At 73.6% G+C, this 16212-nt stretch carries 16 protein-coding genes; 7 read left to right on the top strand and 9 right to left on the bottom strand.

The window, feature by feature from the left end:
• Window positions 1-64: 64 nt before the first annotated feature.
• From AFB00_RS24975 to mptB, 5 genes are all read right to left on the bottom strand, one after another.
• Window positions 65-1054 (bottom strand): COX15/CtaA family protein, encoded by a 990-nt coding sequence (locus AFB00_RS24975; protein ID WP_068799215.1) that lies wholly within the window; start codon window positions 1052-1054, stop codon window positions 65-67.
• A 62-nt stretch (window positions 1055-1116) separates the two neighbouring features.
• Window positions 1117-2277 (bottom strand): DUF418 domain-containing protein, encoded by a 1161-nt coding sequence (locus AFB00_RS24980; protein ID WP_068799216.1) that lies wholly within the window; start codon window positions 2275-2277, stop codon window positions 1117-1119.
• 78 nt (window positions 2278-2355) lie between these two features.
• Entirely contained in the window at window positions 2356-3135 is a 780-nt protein-coding gene (locus AFB00_RS24985) for an ABC transporter permease (protein ID WP_068799217.1), read from the bottom strand.
• Window positions 3132-4043: an ABC transporter ATP-binding protein gene (locus AFB00_RS24990; RefSeq protein WP_068799218.1), complete on the bottom strand. Its 912-nt coding sequence runs from the start codon at window positions 4041-4043 to the stop codon at window positions 3132-3134. Before AFB00_RS24990 ends, AFB00_RS24985 begins: the two co-directional genes overlap by 4 nt.
• Complete coding sequence (mptB, locus tag AFB00_RS24995; RefSeq protein ID WP_068799219.1) at window positions 4040-5662, bottom strand: polyprenol phosphomannose-dependent alpha 1,6 mannosyltransferase MptB; 1623 nt, start codon at window positions 5660-5662, stop codon at window positions 4040-4042. The genes AFB00_RS24990 and mptB overlap by 4 nt, the downstream gene beginning before the upstream one ends.
• A gap of 237 nt (window positions 5663-5899) precedes the next feature.
• On the opposite strand from mptB, the gene AFB00_RS25000 reads away from it, so the two are divergent.
• The 7 genes from AFB00_RS25000 to AFB00_RS25030 are packed head-to-tail and all read left to right on the top strand — an operon-like array spanning window position 5900 to window position 12395.
• The gene (locus AFB00_RS25000; protein ID WP_442965828.1) at window positions 5900-6793 is read left to right on the top strand and encodes a helix-turn-helix transcriptional regulator; all 894 of its coding nucleotides are present in this window, start codon (window positions 5900-5902) and stop codon (window positions 6791-6793) included.
• Entirely contained in the window at window positions 6790-8226 is a 1437-nt protein-coding gene (gene sufB / locus AFB00_RS25005; protein ID WP_068799220.1) for a Fe-S cluster assembly protein SufB, read from the top strand. The genes AFB00_RS25000 and sufB overlap by 4 nt, the downstream gene beginning before the upstream one ends.
• The gene (sufD, locus tag AFB00_RS25010; protein ID WP_068799221.1) at window positions 8223-9407 is read left to right on the top strand and encodes a Fe-S cluster assembly protein SufD; all 1185 of its coding nucleotides are present in this window, start codon (window positions 8223-8225) and stop codon (window positions 9405-9407) included. Before sufB ends, sufD begins: the two co-directional genes overlap by 4 nt.
• 27 nt (window positions 9408-9434) lie before the next feature.
• Window positions 9435-10202, top strand: a complete 768-nt coding sequence (sufC, locus tag AFB00_RS25015; RefSeq protein ID WP_068799222.1) for a Fe-S cluster assembly ATPase SufC — start codon at window positions 9435-9437, stop codon at window positions 10200-10202.
• A 1-nt stretch (window position 10203) separates the two neighbouring features.
• Window positions 10204-11508, top strand: coding sequence for a cysteine desulfurase (locus tag AFB00_RS25020; RefSeq protein WP_068799223.1), 1305 nt, complete (start codon window positions 10204-10206; stop codon window positions 11506-11508).
• A 3-nt stretch (window positions 11509-11511) separates the two neighbouring features.
• The gene (sufU, locus tag AFB00_RS25025; protein ID WP_068799224.1) at window positions 11512-12000 is read left to right on the top strand and encodes a Fe-S cluster assembly sulfur transfer protein SufU; all 489 of its coding nucleotides are present in this window, start codon (window positions 11512-11514) and stop codon (window positions 11998-12000) included.
• Window positions 11997-12395, top strand: coding sequence for a metal-sulfur cluster assembly factor (locus tag AFB00_RS25030; protein ID WP_068799225.1), 399 nt, complete (start codon window positions 11997-11999; stop codon window positions 12393-12395). Before sufU ends, AFB00_RS25030 begins: the two co-directional genes overlap by 4 nt.
• A 57-nt stretch (window positions 12396-12452) precedes the next feature.
• Here the strand turns inward: AFB00_RS25030 and AFB00_RS25035 are convergent, their stop codons facing one another.
• The 4 genes from AFB00_RS25035 to AFB00_RS25050 all read right to left on the bottom strand — a co-directional run bounded on the left by AFB00_RS25035 (window position 12453) and on the right by AFB00_RS25050 (window position 16170).
• On the bottom strand, window positions 12453-13268 hold the full coding sequence (locus AFB00_RS25035) for an arylamine N-acetyltransferase family protein (protein ID WP_068799226.1): 816 nt from the start codon (window positions 13266-13268) through the stop codon (window positions 12453-12455).
• Between the two features lie 42 nt (window positions 13269-13310).
• Window positions 13311-14351 (bottom strand): adenylate/guanylate cyclase domain-containing protein, encoded by a 1041-nt coding sequence (locus AFB00_RS25040; RefSeq protein ID WP_231974061.1) that lies wholly within the window; start codon window positions 14349-14351, stop codon window positions 13311-13313.
• 5 nt (window positions 14352-14356) lie between these two features.
• Window positions 14357-14806, bottom strand: a complete 450-nt coding sequence (locus AFB00_RS25045; protein WP_068799227.1) for a universal stress protein — start codon at window positions 14804-14806, stop codon at window positions 14357-14359.
• Between the two features lie 140 nt (window positions 14807-14946).
• Window positions 14947-16170, bottom strand: coding sequence for a lycopene cyclase family protein (locus AFB00_RS25050; protein ID WP_083275809.1), 1224 nt, complete (start codon window positions 16168-16170; stop codon window positions 14947-14949).
• Between the last annotated feature and the right edge of the window lie 42 nt (window positions 16171-16212).

Here is a 16212-nt window from a genome sequence, read left to right on the forward strand (position 1 = left end):
ACCAGAGTGCCGTACACGGGGGTCGTCGTGCAGGGCCGTCCGGCCGGAACCGCCGCGGGGCCGGTCAGGAACGGTCGGTGGCCCCGGCGAGCGGGCGGTCCGCGGTGGCGGCGGACCCGTCCGGGACGGGCGCGGCCGCAGGCGGGCGGGTCGCGGTGGCCGCCCAGACTCCCGCCGCGGCGGCGGCGACCAGACCCGCGCCGAGCACGTGCAGCGACACCAGCAGCTCCGGGACCCCGAGCGCGTACTGCACGCCGCCGAGCAGACCCTGGGCGAGCACGATCACCACGAGCAGCCGGAAGCGCCGGACGAGCGCGGCCGGAGCGCCGGTCGCGTGCAGCAGGAAGCCCAGCCCGATCAGCGTGCCGAGGTAGCCGAACAGCAGGTCGGCGTGCAGCTGGGCGAGCAACGGGATGCCGATGTCGAGCCGCGGGGTCTCCGGGTCGCCGCCGTGCGGGCCGGCCGCGGTGACCAGCGTGCCGGCGACCAGGAGTGCGGCGAGCACGACCGTGGACACCGCGACGAGCCACCGGCCGGCGGCGGGGACCGTGCGGGTGACCGGGCCGTCGGCCTCGGTGGTGGCGTCGACCAGCAGGACCGAGAACCAGACCAGCACCATCGAGGCCAGGAAGTGCAGCATCACCGTCCACCAGACCAGACCGGCGAGCACGGTGATCCCGCCGATCACCGCCTGGGCGACGACGCCCAGCGGCATCGCCAGGGCCAGCGCGGTGAGCCGGCGCCGCCGGGGCCGGGTGAACAGGACGCCGAGCAGGGTCGCCCCCGCCGCGAGCACCACCAGGATCCCGAGCAGCCGGTTGCCGAACTCGATCCACATGTGCAGCGGTGCGATCTCGGCGTGCGAGACCGGCACCATGCTGCCCGGCTCGCACTGCGGCCAGGTCGAGCAGCCGAGGCCGGAGCCGGTCACCCGCACCACCGACCCGGTGACCCCGATGCCGATCTGCGCCACCAGGTTCGCGATCGCCAGGCGGCGCACCAGCACCGGCGGGGCGGACGGCACGCGGGCGAGGAGACCGGTCAGGCGGGACACACTACGGATGGTAGAAGAACGCCCGCCCACCCCTCGTCGCCGGTCTCCGCTCCGGCGCCCGATCACCCGCCGGGCCGGTGCGGGGTGGGGTGCACCAGACGGTGCATCACGGCGTCCAGGGGACCGGGGCGGCCCGCCCGGTCCAGCCGGTCCGCCAGCAGTACGGTCAGCACCCAGACGGCGGCGGCGACGGCCAGTGCCCCGGCCGCCCCGACCTGCGGGCCCAGGCCGATCAGGTCGCGGTGCAGGAGCACCGCCACCAGCACCGAGTTCAGCAGGTAGCAGGTCAGCGAGCGGCGCCCGGCCGCGGCGACCACGCGCACACCCCGGCCCGGCGCCCGCTCGGCCCGCAGCCCCCAGAGCGCGAACGCCGCGGCGTACCCCGCCCCGCCCGCGACCCCGGTGAGTATCTGCAGGGCCGCCAGCAGCCCCGCGGCCACGGGTCCGGCCGCGACGACCCCGAGCACGAGCAGGACCATCGGGACGGCCCCGGCGACCGAGACCGCGATCCCGCCGGCGGCGACCCGGCGCAGCAGCGCACGGTGCGCTCCCGGGTCGTCCAGCAGCCCGGCCCGCGCCGCCAGGTACCCGAGCACCACCAGCACGAACAGCGGGTAGCCGACGGCGACGAACACCGGTGCGACCGGAACCGACCAGGCGCGGGCGATCCAGTCGCCCACCGAGCGGTAGCCGGGGACCACCTCCGACGCGTCCCCGGCGGAGCCCGCCGCGACGGTCATCACGAGCGGGACGGTGACCAGTGAGACCGCGCCGAACCAGCCGGCGACCCGGACGATCGTGCGGGTGGGGCGCAGCAGCAGCCACCCGGTGAGCAGGCAGGCCAGCCCGTAGGAGGCGAGGATCTCGCCGGGGAACACCAGGAACGCGTGCACCGCGCCGAACAGCAGGAGATACCCGCCGCGACGGCGGAGCAGGGTCCGCACGTGGGCGTCGCCGGCTCCGCGGGCCCGGAGCCGGGCCACCGACCAGGCGAGTCCACCGCCGAAGAGGATCGCGAACATCGGGAACGCGCGGTTGTCCAGCACGACGGTGGTCAGCACCGCGGCCACCCGGTCGCGGACCGGGCCCTCCGCGACACCGGTGCCGAACGGGGTGCCGGCGTACACCCCGGCGTAGGCCATCGCGATGAGCAGCAGCATCACGCCCCGGGCCAGGTCGGGCCCGAGCCTGCGGACGGGGGGTGCGGGAGGGGCGACGGCCACGGGAACCTCGTCGGATCGGAGCGGACGGACCGCCGCAGATCGTGACCGGTCGCCCGGTCCGCCCACATGTGCCGGAAGTCAGGTCCAGCGCACGGTGCGCGCCGCGAGCAGCCCGGCGGCCACGGCCCATCCGGCGAGCACGAGCAGCGGCCCGGCCGGTGGGAACTCCCCGGTCCCGAGCGCCGCCCGCAACGCCTCGGCGAGCGCACCGGAGGGCAGCCAGGTCGCCACGACCGCCAGCGGCCCCGGCAGGTCCGCGACCGGGACCACGATGCCGCCGGCCAGCAGCAGCAGGAACCAGACCACGTTCGCCACGGCGAGCACGATCTCGGCGCGCAGCGTCCCGCCGACGAGGATGCCGAGCGCCCCGAACGCGGCCGCCCCGAGCGCCACCGCGACGATGGCGCCGTCGAGCCGGGCCCCGAACGGTGTCCAGCCGAGCACCGCGGCCAGTACGAGCAGCACCACGACCTGGATCACGACGACGACGGCCACCGCGGTCAGCCGCCCGCACACCAGCAGCCACCGGGGGATCGCGGTCGCGGCGAGCCGGCGCAGCGCGCCGTAGCGGCGGTCGAACCCGAGCGCGATCGCCTGGCTGGTGAACGCCGAGCTCATCACGGCCAGCGCCAGCATCGAGGCGAGGACCCAGTCGACCCGCGGTTCCGGGGACGGGAGCGCCGGGATCAGCGTCAGCGCCGCCAGCAGCGCGGCCGGGATGAGCAGCGTCAGCAACACCTGCTCGGCGTTGCGCAACGCCAGCCGGGCCTCCAGGCCGCCCTGGGCCCGCAGCATCGCCAGGGTGCTGCCGCGCCCGGGGTCGGGGGTGAAGGTCCCCTGGGGGAAGAGTTCGCTCACGAGCGCAGCTCCCGTCCGGTGAGGTCGAGGAAGACGTCCTCGAGGCTGCGCCGCACGACCTGGACGTCGTCGGCCATGACGCCCTGGTCGGCGCACCAGGCGGTGATCGCGGCCAGCGCGGCCGGGTTGATCCGGCCCTGCACGCGGTAGCGGCCCGGGGCGGTCTCCGACGCCCAGTACCCGCGGGGCAGCCGGGATGCGAGACCGCGGACGTCCATCCGCGGCCGGGCCCGGAAGCGCAGCTCGGTCTGGTCACCCGCGGTGAGCTGCGCCGGTGACCCGTGTGCGACGACCCGGCCGTGGTCGAGGATCACCACGTCGTCGGCGAGCTGCTCGGCCTCGTCCATCAGGTGCGTGGTCAGCAGGACCCCGACGCCGTCGCGGCGCAGCGCCCGGATCAGGTCCCACACCAGGTGCCGGGCCTGCGGGTCGAGCCCGGCCGTCGGCTCGTCGAGGAAGACCAGCTCCGGGCGCCCGACGACGGCGCAGGCCAGCGCGAGCCGCTGCTGCTCACCGCCGGAGAGCTGCTTGTACGGCGTGCTCGCGCGCGGCCGGAGACCGAGGACGTCGATCAGGAAGTTCGGGTCGATCTGGTTCGCCGAGCAGTCGGCGACCAGGTGCAGCATCTCGCCGGTCCGCACCGCCGGGTAGGCGCCGCCGCCCTGCGGCATGGCGCCGACCCTGGCCCGGACGGCCTCGTCGTCGGGCGCGTGGCCGAGCACGGTGACCTCGCCGGCCGACGCCCTCCGGAAGCCGGTGCACACCTCGACGGTGCTCGACTTCCCGGCGCCGTTCGGGCCGAGCAGCGCCAGCACCTCGCCACGGGCGAGATCGAGGTCGACGCCGTCGACGGCGGTCGTCGTCCCGTAGCGGACGACCAGCCCACGCAGCTGCAGCGCGGCGTTCACGAGGCCGTCACCCCGGTCGGGACGGCCGGTTCGGCCGGGGCCCGCAGCCAGCGCCGGACGACGAGCAGTGCCAGCGCGAACATGACGAGGCCGGCGACGATGGCCAGCGGCAGCTGGAAGCCCCGGAAGATGAAGTCGGCCCCGGTCGGCGGCACGACGAGCGCGAGGAACGCCGACAGCAGCAGCATCGCCCGGCGGTAGCGGGGCATCGCCCGGGTCGCGACCAGCGGGAGCAGCGCCCAGAACAGGTACCAGGGGTGCACCACGGGTCCGAGCAGGAGCACCGCGCCGAGCCCGGCGCCGGTCCCGGTGACCGGATCGATGCGGCCGCGCAGGCAGCCCAGCAGCAGGACGACGACGATGATCACCATCGGCACCACGAACAGCCCGCGGGCGATCGTCAGGGTGCTCTCGGTGTGGTCACCGAGCCCGGCCACCCGACCGACCTGGCCGGCGACCAGGCCGACGTCGGTGCTCACCGACATCCAGCTGAGGATCTCGCTCGGCGCGGACAGCCCGCGCAGCCAGTTGAAGCCGAGCCCGGTGATGAGGCTGAAGAAGGTGAGGACGACCCCGGCCACCGCGGTGAGCCAGCCGGTCATGACCGCCCAGTCGGCGATCCGACCGCCGCGGCGCCGGATCAGGTACACCCCGACGAAGCCGAGCGCGAGCAGCGCGGGCAGCTTCACCGCGGCCGCGGCGACGATCAGCGCGGCACCCCCGGTGATCCGCCACCACGGCTGGACGGTGTCGTCGGTCCCGAGCATGACGTACAGGCCGACCAGCATCAGCGGGATCATGATCGACTCGTTGTGGATGCCGCTGATCATGTGGAACAGCACCAGCGGGTTCGCGGCACCGAGCCAGAGCACGAGCCCGGCGTCGAGCCCGAACCGGCGGGCCAGCCGCGGCAGCACCCACACCAGCATCGCGACGCCGACCAGCATGAGCAGCCGGTGCTGGAAGATCCCGAGCACGACGTTCTCGCCGCTGAACGCGGTGATGACCCGGCCCAGACCGAGGAACAGCGGTCCGTAGGGGGCCGGGGTGTCCCGCCAGATCGTCGGGATGCCGCGGGTCAGCGGGTCGTCGACGCCGAGCGCCTGGGCCGGTCCGATCGTGTACGGGTCGATCCCCCTGGCCAGGGTCGCGCTCTGGGCGAGGTAGCTGTAGATGTCCTTGGAGAACATCGGCGGCGCCAGCGCGAGCGGGAGCCCCCACAGCAACGCGGTGCGGGTCAGCTCGCGGCGTTCCGGGGCGGGGTGCCGGGCACCGCGGGCGGTGAGCATCCGGGCGATCCAGAGCCACGCCGTGACGACCATCAGCAGCCCGGCGTAGGTGACGGCGATCGCCAGGGTGACGTTGCGGGCCGGCAGTCCGAGCACCCGCAGGCCGTTGAACGGGTGCGGGGCCGGGAACGCGCCGGAGCCCAGCGCACTGATCCCCATCAGGATCGCGCCGGTCAGCCCGAGGATGCGCGCGATGCGGGCCTGCTCGCGCAGGCCGCGCCGGGCGGTCGGCGGCCGGCCGGTGGATCCGGCGGACCCCGCCGGGTCCGCTGGCTCCGCTCTCGTCGGAGGTTCGTCGCGCCCGGGTGGGGCGACCTCGGGCGTCACCATGACTCCGCAGGTTAGTGGGGCGGGTCCGGGGCCCCGGTGACCGGTCCTCACCGGCCGCGACCGTTCGGACGGGTGAGCCGCGTCACGACGGGAGGGGGCGGTTTTGCTGCCGTCGGACATATCCGCAACACTGGTGTTGTGAAAACGAACCGGACCGCGCCGCCGCGCACGGACCCCGCCTGCGGGCACGGGTCCGAGCCGGCCGTGCCCGCGTCCGGATCCGGTACCCGGGCCGCGGTGGCCAGGGTGCTCCTGGAGCAGGGTCCGGTCCCGGCCGCCGTCGTCGCGGGGGAGCTGGGGCTGACCGAGGCCGCCGTCCGCCGGCACCTCGATGCGCTCATCGCCGACGGCGAGGCGGCCGTCCGGGCCCCGGCCCGGTCCACCCGTCCCCGGGGCCGCGGCCGTCCGGCGCGCGAGTACCTGCTCACCGACGCGGGCCGGGTGCGGTTCGGCCACGGGTACGACGACCTGGCCACCTCGGCACTGCGGTTCCTGGCCGAGACGGCGGGGGAGGCCGCGGTGGACGCGTTCGCCCGCCGCCGCGTGCACGACCTGCTCGGTGCCGAGATGGCCGCCGTGGTCTCCGCCGGTGACCCGCAGGACCGCGCGGAGGCGCTCGCGAGCGTGCTCAGCTCCCGTGGCTACGCCGCACAGACCCGCCGCGGCGGGTTCGGGGTCCAGCTGTGCCAGCATCACTGCCCGGTGGCCCACGTGGCGACCGAGTTCCCGGAGCTGTGCGAGGCGGAGACCAGGGCCTTCGCCGACCTGCTCGGCACCCACGTGCAGCGCCTGGCGACGATCGCCCGCGGCGACGCCGCGTGCACCACACACGTCCCGCTGGAGGATCCCGAACTCCTCGGCCGGGTACGGCAAGGAGGAGGAAGGATCGAGGTGCCCGCCTCCCGCAACGGAATCGAGCACCCCGGACACCGGTTGCAGAGGGAGAACGTCCCCCGACCGGAAGCACCACCTCCGAAGCTGCGGAGCAGCGAGACGAACGGCACGCCATCGTCCCGCACCGTTGGTCAGCAACCACCTCCGAAGCTGCGGAAGATGCAAGAAGAAGACGGCCCCGCCGAAGGCGGGACCATCTCCCACCACGGTCCCCGAAAGGGAGGCAGTACCCGATGACGACCACTCCTGAAGTGCGCACCGAGCTCACGCAGGAGGAGACGATCGCGGCGCTCGGCCGGTACGACTTCGGCTGGGCGGACTCCGACGAGGCCGGCTCCATCGCGAAGCGCGGCCTCTCCTCGGAGGTCGTCGCCGACATCTCCCGCCTGAAGGACGAGCCCGAGTGGATGCTCGAGTTCCGTCAGAAGTCGCTCGACCTCTTCGGCAAGAAGCCGATGCCGCGGTGGGGATCCGACCTGTCCGGGATCGACTTCGACAACATCAAGTACTTCGTGCGCTCCTCGGAGAAGCAGGCCGCCACCTGGGACGACCTGCCCGAGGACATCAAGAACACCTACGACAAGCTGGGCATCCCGGAGGCCGAGAAGGCCCGCCTGGTGTCCGGTGTCGCCGCGCAGTACGAGTCCGAGGTCGTGTACCACTCGATCCGCGAGGACCTCGAGCAGCAGGGTGTCATCTTCCTGGACACCGACACGGCGCTCAAGGAGCACCCGGAGCTGTTCAAGGAGTACTTCGGCTCGGTGATCCCGGCCGGGGACAACAAGTTCTCGGCGCTGAACTCCGCGGTCTGGTCCGGCGGGTCGTTCATCTACGTGCCGCCGGGCGTGCACGTCGACATCCCGCTGCAGGCCTACTTCCGGATCAACACCGAGAACATGGGCCAGTTCGAGCGGACGCTGATCATCGTCGACGAGGGTGCCTACGTGCACTACGTCGAGGGGTGCACCGCGCCGATCTACAAGACCGACTCGCTGCACTCGGCCGTCGTCGAGATCGTGGTCAAGAAGGGCGGCCGCTGCCGCTACACCACGATCCAGAACTGGTCGAACAACGTCTACAACCTGGTCACCAAGCGCGCCAAGGCCGAGGAGGGCGCGACCATGGAATGGGTCGACGGCAACCTCGGCTCCAAGGTGACCATGAAGTACCCGGCCGTGTGGCTGATGGGCGAGCACGCCAAGGGCGAGGTCCTGTCGGTCGCGTTCGCGGGCGAGGGCCAGCACCAGGACGCCGGGGCGAAGATGGTGCACCTGGCGCCGAACACGTCGTCGACGATCATCTCGAAGTCGGTGGCCCGTGGTGGCGGCCGTACCTCGTACCGCGGCCTGATCCAGGTCAACCCGCGGGCGCGGAACTCGCGGTCGACGGTGAAGTGCGACGCGCTGCTCGTCGACACGATCTCGCGGTCGGACACGTACCCCTACGTCGACATCCGCAACGACGACGTGTCGATGGGGCACGAGGCCACCGTCTCCAAGGTCTCCGACGACCAGCTCTTCTACCTGATGAGCCGCGGTCTGTCCGAGGACGAGGCGATGGCCATGGTGGTGCGCGGGTTCGTCGAGCCGATCGCGCGCGAGCTGCCGATGGAGTACGCGCTGGAGCTGAACCGGCTGATCGAGCTGCAGATGGAGGGTTCCGTCGGATGACGTCGGATGTTGCTGGCCTCGCCCCCGAGCTGAAGGGGGCCAAGGAGGGCCAGGGTGAGGTGCCGATCGCCTCGGCGGGCGAGCGGTTCCAGTCGTTCGACGTGGACGCCTTCGAGGTTCCCGGCGGGCGCGAGGAGAACTGGCGGTTCACGCCGCTGCGCCGGCTCAAGGGCCTGCACGACGGCTCCGCCACGTTCGAGGGCACCGCGCAGGTCACGGTCACCGGGACCGCCGGTGTGACGACCGAGACCGTCGGTCGTGACGACGCGCGGCTCGGCGAGGGCGGCACGCCGTTCGACCGGGTCGCCGCGGCGGCGTGGTCGGGGTTCCGGGAGGCCACCGTGGTCACCCTGGACGGCGAGCCCGAGCCGGTCACGATCACCGTCGAGGGCCCGGGAGCGGGCGCTACGGCCGCCGGTCACCTGCACATCCGCACCACCCCGCACACGCAGGCGACGGTCGTCGTCGTGCACCGGGGCTCGGGTGCGCTGGCCGACAACACCGAGGTCGTGCTGGCCGACGGCTCGCGGCTGACCCTGGTGGTCACCGAGGAGTGGGCGGACGACGCGGTGCACGTCGGCGCCGAGCACTACCGCATCGGCCGGGACGCGACGCTGCGCGGGACCGCTGTCCAGCTGGGCGGTGACCTGGTGCGGGTCAGCTCGACGGTGCGCTACTCCGGCCCCGGCGGCGACGCCGAGCTGCTCGGCCTCGGGTTCACCGACGCCGGTCAGCACCTGGAGCAGCGGCTGCTGGTGGACCACGCGGTGCCGAACTGCACCTCCAACGTGCTCTACAAGAACGCGCTGCAGAGCGACTCGCGCGACCAGGCGCACGTGGTGTGGATCGGTGACGTGCTGATCCGGGCCACCGCGGAGAACACCGAGACGTTCGAGTTCAACCGCAACCTGGTGCTCACCGAGCACGCGCGCGCCGACTCGGTGCCGAACCTGGAGATCGAGACCGGCGAGATCGTGAGCGCCGGGCACGCCAGCGCCACCGGCCGGTTCGACGACGAGCAGCTGTTCTACCTGCGCAGCCGGGGCATCCCGGAGGACCAGGCGCGACGGCTCGTCGTCCGCGGGTTCTTCGGCGAGATCCTGAACAAGATCACGCTGCCGGAGCTCAAGGAGCGGCTCGAGGCCGCCGTCGAGGCCGAGCTCGCCATCACCGGCGCCTGAGCGCCCCCACCACCACGGAAAGAGAACATGTCCACTCTGGAGATCAAGGACCTGCACGCCTCGGTCGAGACCGAGGACGGTCCGAAGGAGATCCTGCGCGGGGTGAACCTCACCGTCCGCGCGGGCGAGACGCACGCGATCATGGGTCCGAACGGCTCGGGCAAGTCGACGCTGGCCTACGCGGTCGCCGGTCACCCGAAGTACACCGTCACCTCCGGTGAGGTGCTGCTCGACGGCGAGAACGTGCTGGAGATGGCCGTCGACGAGCGGGCCCGGGCGGGCCTGTTCCTGGCCATGCAGTACCCGGTCGAGGTCCCGGGCGTGTCGATGGCGAACTTCCTGCGGTCGGCGGCCACCGCCACCCGCGGCGAGGCGCCGAAGCTGCGCACCTGGGTGAAGGAGGTCAAGGACGCCATGGCGGGCCTCGACATCTCCTCGGAGTTCGCGGACCGCTCGGTCAACGAGGGCTTCTCCGGCGGTGAGAAGAAGCGGCACGAGGTGCTGCAGCTGGAGCTGCTGAACCCGAAGTTCGCCGTGCTCGACGAGACCGACTCCGGCCTCGACGTCGACGCCCTGCGCGTCGTCTCCGAGGGCGTGAACCGGTACCGCGCGAAGGGCGACACCGGCGTCCTGCTGATCACGCACTACACCCGGATCCTGAACCACATCAAGCCGGACCGGGTGCACGTGTTCTCCGGCGGCCGCATCGTCGAGTCCGGCGGTCCCGAGCTGGCCGACGAGCTGGAGACCAACGGCTACGTCCGGTTCACCAAGGGTGCGAAGGCAGCGGTCTGACATGACCCTCACGAACGGAACCGGGACCACGGCCGGCCTGGACGCCGACGCCGTGGCCCGGATCCGGGCGGACTTCCCGATCCTCGGGCGCACCGTGCGCGAGGACCGGCCGCTGGTCTACCTCGACTCCGGTGCGACGTCGCAGCGGCCGCGTCAGGTCCTCGACGCCGAGCGCACCTTCCTGGAGCGGCACAACGCCGCCGTCCACCGGGGTGCGCACCAGCTCGCCGAGGAGGCCACCGACGCCTACGAGTCCGCCCGGGCCCGCATCGCGGCGTTCGTCGGCGCGCACGACGACGAGGTCGTCTTCGTCAAGAACGCGACCGAGGGCGTCAACCTGGTCGCGTACGGGTTCGGCAACGCCTCGGTCCGCACCGGTCTCGGGCCGGAGTCCGAGCGGTTCGCGCTCGGACCGGGTGACGAGGTCGTGGTGACCGAGCTGGAGCACCACGCCAACCTGGTCCCGTGGCAGGAGCTGTGCCGGCGCACCGGGGCGACCCTGCGCTGGTACTCGGTGACCGACGACGGGCGGATCGATCCCGGCTCCCTGGAGCTGTCGGAGCGGACGAGGGTCGTCGCGTTCACCCACCAGTCCAACGTGACCGGGGCGGTGGCGCCCGTGGCCGAGCTGGTGCGGCAGGCCCGGGCGGTCGGCGCACTCACCGTGCTCGACGCCTGCCAGTCGGTGCCGCACGCACCGGTCGACCTGCACGCACTCGGCGTCGACTTCGCGGTGTTCTCCGGGCACAAGATGCTCGGGCCGTCCGGGGTCGGGGTGCTCTACGGGCGGCGTGAGCTGCTCGCGGCGCTGCCGCCGTTCCTCACCGGCGGATCGATGATTGAGCTGGTGCGGATGGAGGGCTCGACCTACGCCCCGCCGCCGCAGCGGTTCGAGGCGGGCGTGCCGATGACGTCGCAGGCGGTCGGCCTGGGCGCGGCCGTGGACTACCTCGGCGCGATCGGCATGGACGTCGTCGCCGCGCACGAGGCGACCCTGACCGCGGCCGCGCTGGAGCAGCTGACCGCGATCGACGGGGTGCGGATCGTCGGCCCGCCGACGCCCGGCGAGCGCGGGGGAGCGGTGTCGTTCGTGGTGGCGGACATCCACGCGCACGACCTGTCCCAGGTGCTCGACGACCGGGGCGTCGCGATCCGGGTCGGCCACCACTGTGCGTGGCCGCTGCACCGGCGCTACGGGATCGTGGCGTCGGCCCGGGCGTCGTTCGCGGTGTACAACACCCTCGACGAGGTCGAGGCGCTGGCCGACGGCGTGCGCGCCGCCCAGAAGTTCTTCGGGACGGTGTGAGGCGTGCAGCTGCAGCAGATGTACCAGGAGATCATCCTGGACCACTACCGCGACCCGCACGGGTCCGGCCTGCGTGAGCCCTACGACGCCGAGACCCACCACGTGAACCCGACCTGCGGGGACGAGGTCACGCTGCGGGTCAAGGTCGACGGGGACACCGTGACCGACGTGTCCTACGAGTCGCTGGGCTGCTCGATCAGCCAGGCGTCGGTCTCGGTCCTGCACGATCTCGTCGCCGGCCGGTCGGTCGGCGAGGCCTGGAAGATCATGACGTCGTTCCAGGAGATGGCGCAGGGCCGCGGCCAGGTCGAACCGGACGAGGACGTCATCGGCGACGGCGTCGCCTTCGCCGGTGTCGCGAAGTACCCGGCCCGGGTGAAGTGTGCTCTCCTGGGCTGGATGGCGTTCAAGGACGCCGTGAGCCGCACGGACGCGACGATCGCCGCGCACGACACTGCGAACACTGCGAACCCCGAGGGGAGCCCGGCATGAGCGAGACGACCGAGAGCACCGAGGACGTGGTCCGCGGGGCGGCCGGCATGCCCGAGCCGCCGGCACCGGCCGAGGGTGCGAGCGTGGACGACCTGGAGGAGGCGATGAAGGACGTCGTCGATCCCGAACTGGGGATCAACGTCGTCGACCTCGGGCTCGTCTACGGCATCGACCGCGACGGCGACACCGCTGTCATCGACATGACGCTGACCTCGGCGGCCTGCCCGCTGACCGACGTCATCGAGGACCAGACCCGTTCGGCGCTCACCTCGGGCCCGGACGGCGGGCTGGTGTCCGACATCCGGATCAACTGGGTGTGGATGCCGCCGTGGGGCCCGGAGAAGATCACCGAGGACGGCCGCGAGCAGCTGCGCGCCCTCGGATTCCGGGTCTGAGGACCTCCGGCACCGGGCCGGGCCCCCGCAGCACGCGGGTGCCCGGCCCGTGGTCTGTCAGGAGAGGTGCACGTCCCGGATGCGCTGTTCGAGACCGGTGACGCCGGAGGTGTCGATGCCGAACGCCTCCTGCAGCACCGCCAGGACCTCCGGGACCGACCCGAGGTCGCGCTCCTCGGCGCGGCCGTCGGTGTGCCGGACGGTGTAGCGGGTGCCGCTCAGGGTGATCCGCCGGTCGGCGAACGAGCGCGCCGCGTTCAGCCCGGCCCGGAAGTGCGAGTCCGGGTGGTGCACCAGGTACCAGGAGCCCATCGCGTAGTCGACGTCCGGTACCGGGGTCAGCTCGATGTCGTACTGGGTGATCCAGTCGCCGGAACCCCGGCGCTGCAGCCGCCACCGGTCCGGCTCCCGGCGCAGGTAGCGGTAGTCGGCGAACGTGGTCGGCTGGACGGAGCCGTCGACCAGCCGCAGCGGCGCGGTCGGTACGGGGCCGCCGAAACCGACGTCGGCGATCACCGGGCCGTCGCCGGTCTCGACGAGGGTGACCCGGTGCGTGCGCTGCGTCGGCGGGGCGTCCTCGGCGATCCCCATGCGGACCCGGCCGAGCAGCGGGGTCACCGGATAGCCGAGTTCGCGCAGCATGTCGTGCAGCAGCGCATTGTGCTCGAAGCACCAGCCGCCGCGACCGCCGTGCACCAGCTTCGCGGCGATGGCGTCCCCGGTCACCGGGGGCTCGGTCCCGGTGAAGGGGTCCAGGTTCTCGAACGCGATCGCCGCGATGTGCGCCCCGACGATCCGGGCGAGCAGCTCCGCGTCGGCCGGGCCCGGTGCGACGCCGATCCGGTCGAGGTAGTCGGCCAGGGTGGTCTCCATACCGGTCACTGTCGTCCCTGCACACGGGTCGAGGTCAAGGCACTATCGCTCGCGGGCACCGCGCAGTGCCCACGCCCGCAGGTGGGTGTAGCCCCGGGTGTGCAGCGGCGGGATACGGCGCAGGTCGAACCGGGGGTCGTCGCGCAGCACCTCGTGCACCTCCCGGTCGACGAGCACGGTGTCGGGCCGGGCCTCCGAGGTCAGCCGGGCGGCGACGTTGACGACCTCGCCGTACACGTCGCCGTAGCGGGCCAGCACCATGCCGTGCGCCAGCCCGATCCGCAGCTGGGGCAGCGACGGCTCGGTCCGGACCCGGTCGCGCAGGCCGAGCGCGATCGCCGCCGCGTCGGCCGGGTGCTCGGTCACCCAGAGCACCTCGTCGCCGACGGTCTTGACGATCCGGCCGCGCCCGTCGGCGATGACCTCGGTGGTGACCGCGCCGAACCGCTCGATCATCTCGCCCAGCTCGTCCAGGGAGCGGCGCCGGGTGGTGCGGGTGAAGCCGACCATGTCGGCGAACCCGACCGACAGCGGCCAGGTGTCCGCGGCGATGTTCTCGGGATCGGACTCCCGTGCGCCCGCCGCCCAGCGGGCCGCGGTCGCGGCGAGGTGCCGCCGCCAGACGTAGGCCTGCAGCTCCTGCAGCTCGGGGAGCACACCGGCGGCCGTCCGGGCGGCGTCGCGCGCGCTCAGCTCGTCGGTGTAGGCGGCGGCGACCTGGGCGAGCATGCCGATCTGCCACTCCGCGAGCCGCGACAGCGACTGGGCGATGGCCCGGGCCACGGCCTCGCGCGCGGCCGGGTCCGGGAGCCAGGTGCCCGACAGCGCCTGGACCTTGCGGGCCGCGTCGAGGTCGGCCCGGGTGTAGAGACGCTCGTCCGGTCCGGAGTCGGGGAAGCCCAGCGCCCGCCAGAGCCGGCCCGACTCGTCGGGGTCCAGCCCGATCCTGGCGACCAGCTCGTCGCGGGTGAACTCGCGTGGTGACCCCAGGATCAGTTCGTCCAGGACCGCGCCGTCGACCTCGCTCCAGTCGACGGACGCCGGGTCGGGCAGTGGCGGGCGGGCCCTCGGTTCGTCCGGCACGGCGATCAGGTGGTGTGGACGACCAGCACGTCGACGCCGGCCCGGCGGGTCGCGTCGGCCGGGACCGATCCGAGCAGCCGGCCGGAGAAGGTGTTGAGGCCGCGATTGCCGATGACGAGCAGGTCGGCGTGGTGGTCGCGGACGGCCTTGCGCAGGACGTCGACGGGGGCTCCGTCCTCGGCGTGGGTCGAGACCGTGCGCGCGCCGGCGGCGGCGGCCCGGTCGGCGGCCTCGCGCAGCGCCTCCTCGGCCGGCGTCCAGCCGGTGACCAGGTACGCCTCGTCCTTCAGCGCGTCCTCGGCGGCCGCGGTGTCCTCCCGGCTGGCCGGGGTGTAGGCCGAGACGATCACCAGCGTCGCGTCGCTGTCGGCGGCGACACCGGCCGCACGCTCGACGGCGGCGAACGAGGTGGACGAGCCGTCGGTGCCGACGACGATGGTCCGGTAAGCGGGCATGGCAGCCTCCGTGGGGGAGCGGGCCGCCCCGACCCGCGCGCCGGCGCGCCCGGACGGTCCTCGACGGTGAGCGCAGCTCGCGAGCCGCGTCGGCCGACGGTACTACTGGTCCGGCGCGGACCGATCATGAGGCGCGGTCGTCATCGCCCGTTCGGGTGGGACGGGGTCCGGGCGGGGGTCGTACCCGACCGGAGCATGTGCAGCCTGACCCGGGACGGTGCGGCCCGGAAGACACCGGCCATCCCGGCGAGTGTCCCGGCGAGATCGTCCCGGCCGGTGAGGAACGACCGGCCGCTGCGCCCGGCGAAGAACGCGGCGAAGAAGGCCGGGGTGAGCGCGGCCGGCAGGTCCAGGACGGTCCGCAGGCCGTGCCGGCGCAGGCGGTGCACCGCGCGCGCCGACGGCGACCAGAGCAGCCGGTGCGCGGCGTCCACCGCGCGGGCCGGGTCCCCCGGCAGGTGCCGGACGAGCACCACGGCCAGTTCGGGGGCCAGCTGCAGGGCGGGGGCGACGCTGAACCCGGTGGCCGGGTGCACCAGCGGGGTGGCCGCGCCGAACGGCACCGGGTGCCGGGCCGCGCGGGGTGAGTCGACCGGGAAGCGGACCCGCTCCACCCGGGCGGTCGCGGGGACCTCGACGCCCAGCCCGGACAGCCGGGCGGTGAGCCGGTCACGCAGCTCGGGCAGCGGGAGGCCCGGCCGCCGGGCCAGCGACGTCTCCTCCAGCAGGACCGTGCCGTCGCCGTAGGGCACGGCGTAGAGGAACGTCGGCCAGTCCGTCCAGCCCGGTCCCGGTGTCCCGGCGGGGGAGCGCCAGTCCATGAACACCGCCTCCCCCGGCTCGAGGACCGGCGCCGCCCGCTCCTGGTCGACGACGACGCCGTAGGCGGTCTGCTCGGCGGCGACGCCGGCCACCGGGCGCAGTCGCGACGGGGCCCCGGTCGCGTCCACGACGACGGCGGCCGTGATCGCCCGCTCCGCCCCGGCCCCGTGCAGCCGGACCCGGTGCCCGTCGTCGTCCGGTGCCACGTCGCCGGGGCCCACCCGGCCGGTCAGCACGGTGACCGTGGACAGGGCCCGGTCGAGGTGCGCACGCAGCCCGGCGGTGTCGAGCACGGCGTACGGCCCGAGCGTGCGCTGCCCGCCGGGGCCGGGGAGGACCGCCCGGGCGGTGGGGCGGGCCGCGACGGCCGACTCCGGCAGCCCGGGCGGCAGCTCCTCCGGCCACGCGCAGTAGGTGGCGGTCCACGGCCGGTCCGGATCGGGATCGGCGAGCCCGGTGCGCAGCCCGCGGGTCGCGCAGGCCCCGGCGAGTGCCCGCCCCGCGGGGCCCGCGCCCAGCACGAGCACGTCGACGTCCGGCACGTCCGCACCCCCCTCTCGCGCCCTGTCGGCACGTCCTCCCGT

It is taken from the genome of Pseudonocardia sp. HH130630-07 (assembly GCF_001698125.1).
In the GTDB taxonomy this organism is placed as follows: Bacteria; Actinomycetota; Actinomycetes; order Mycobacteriales; family Pseudonocardiaceae; genus Pseudonocardia.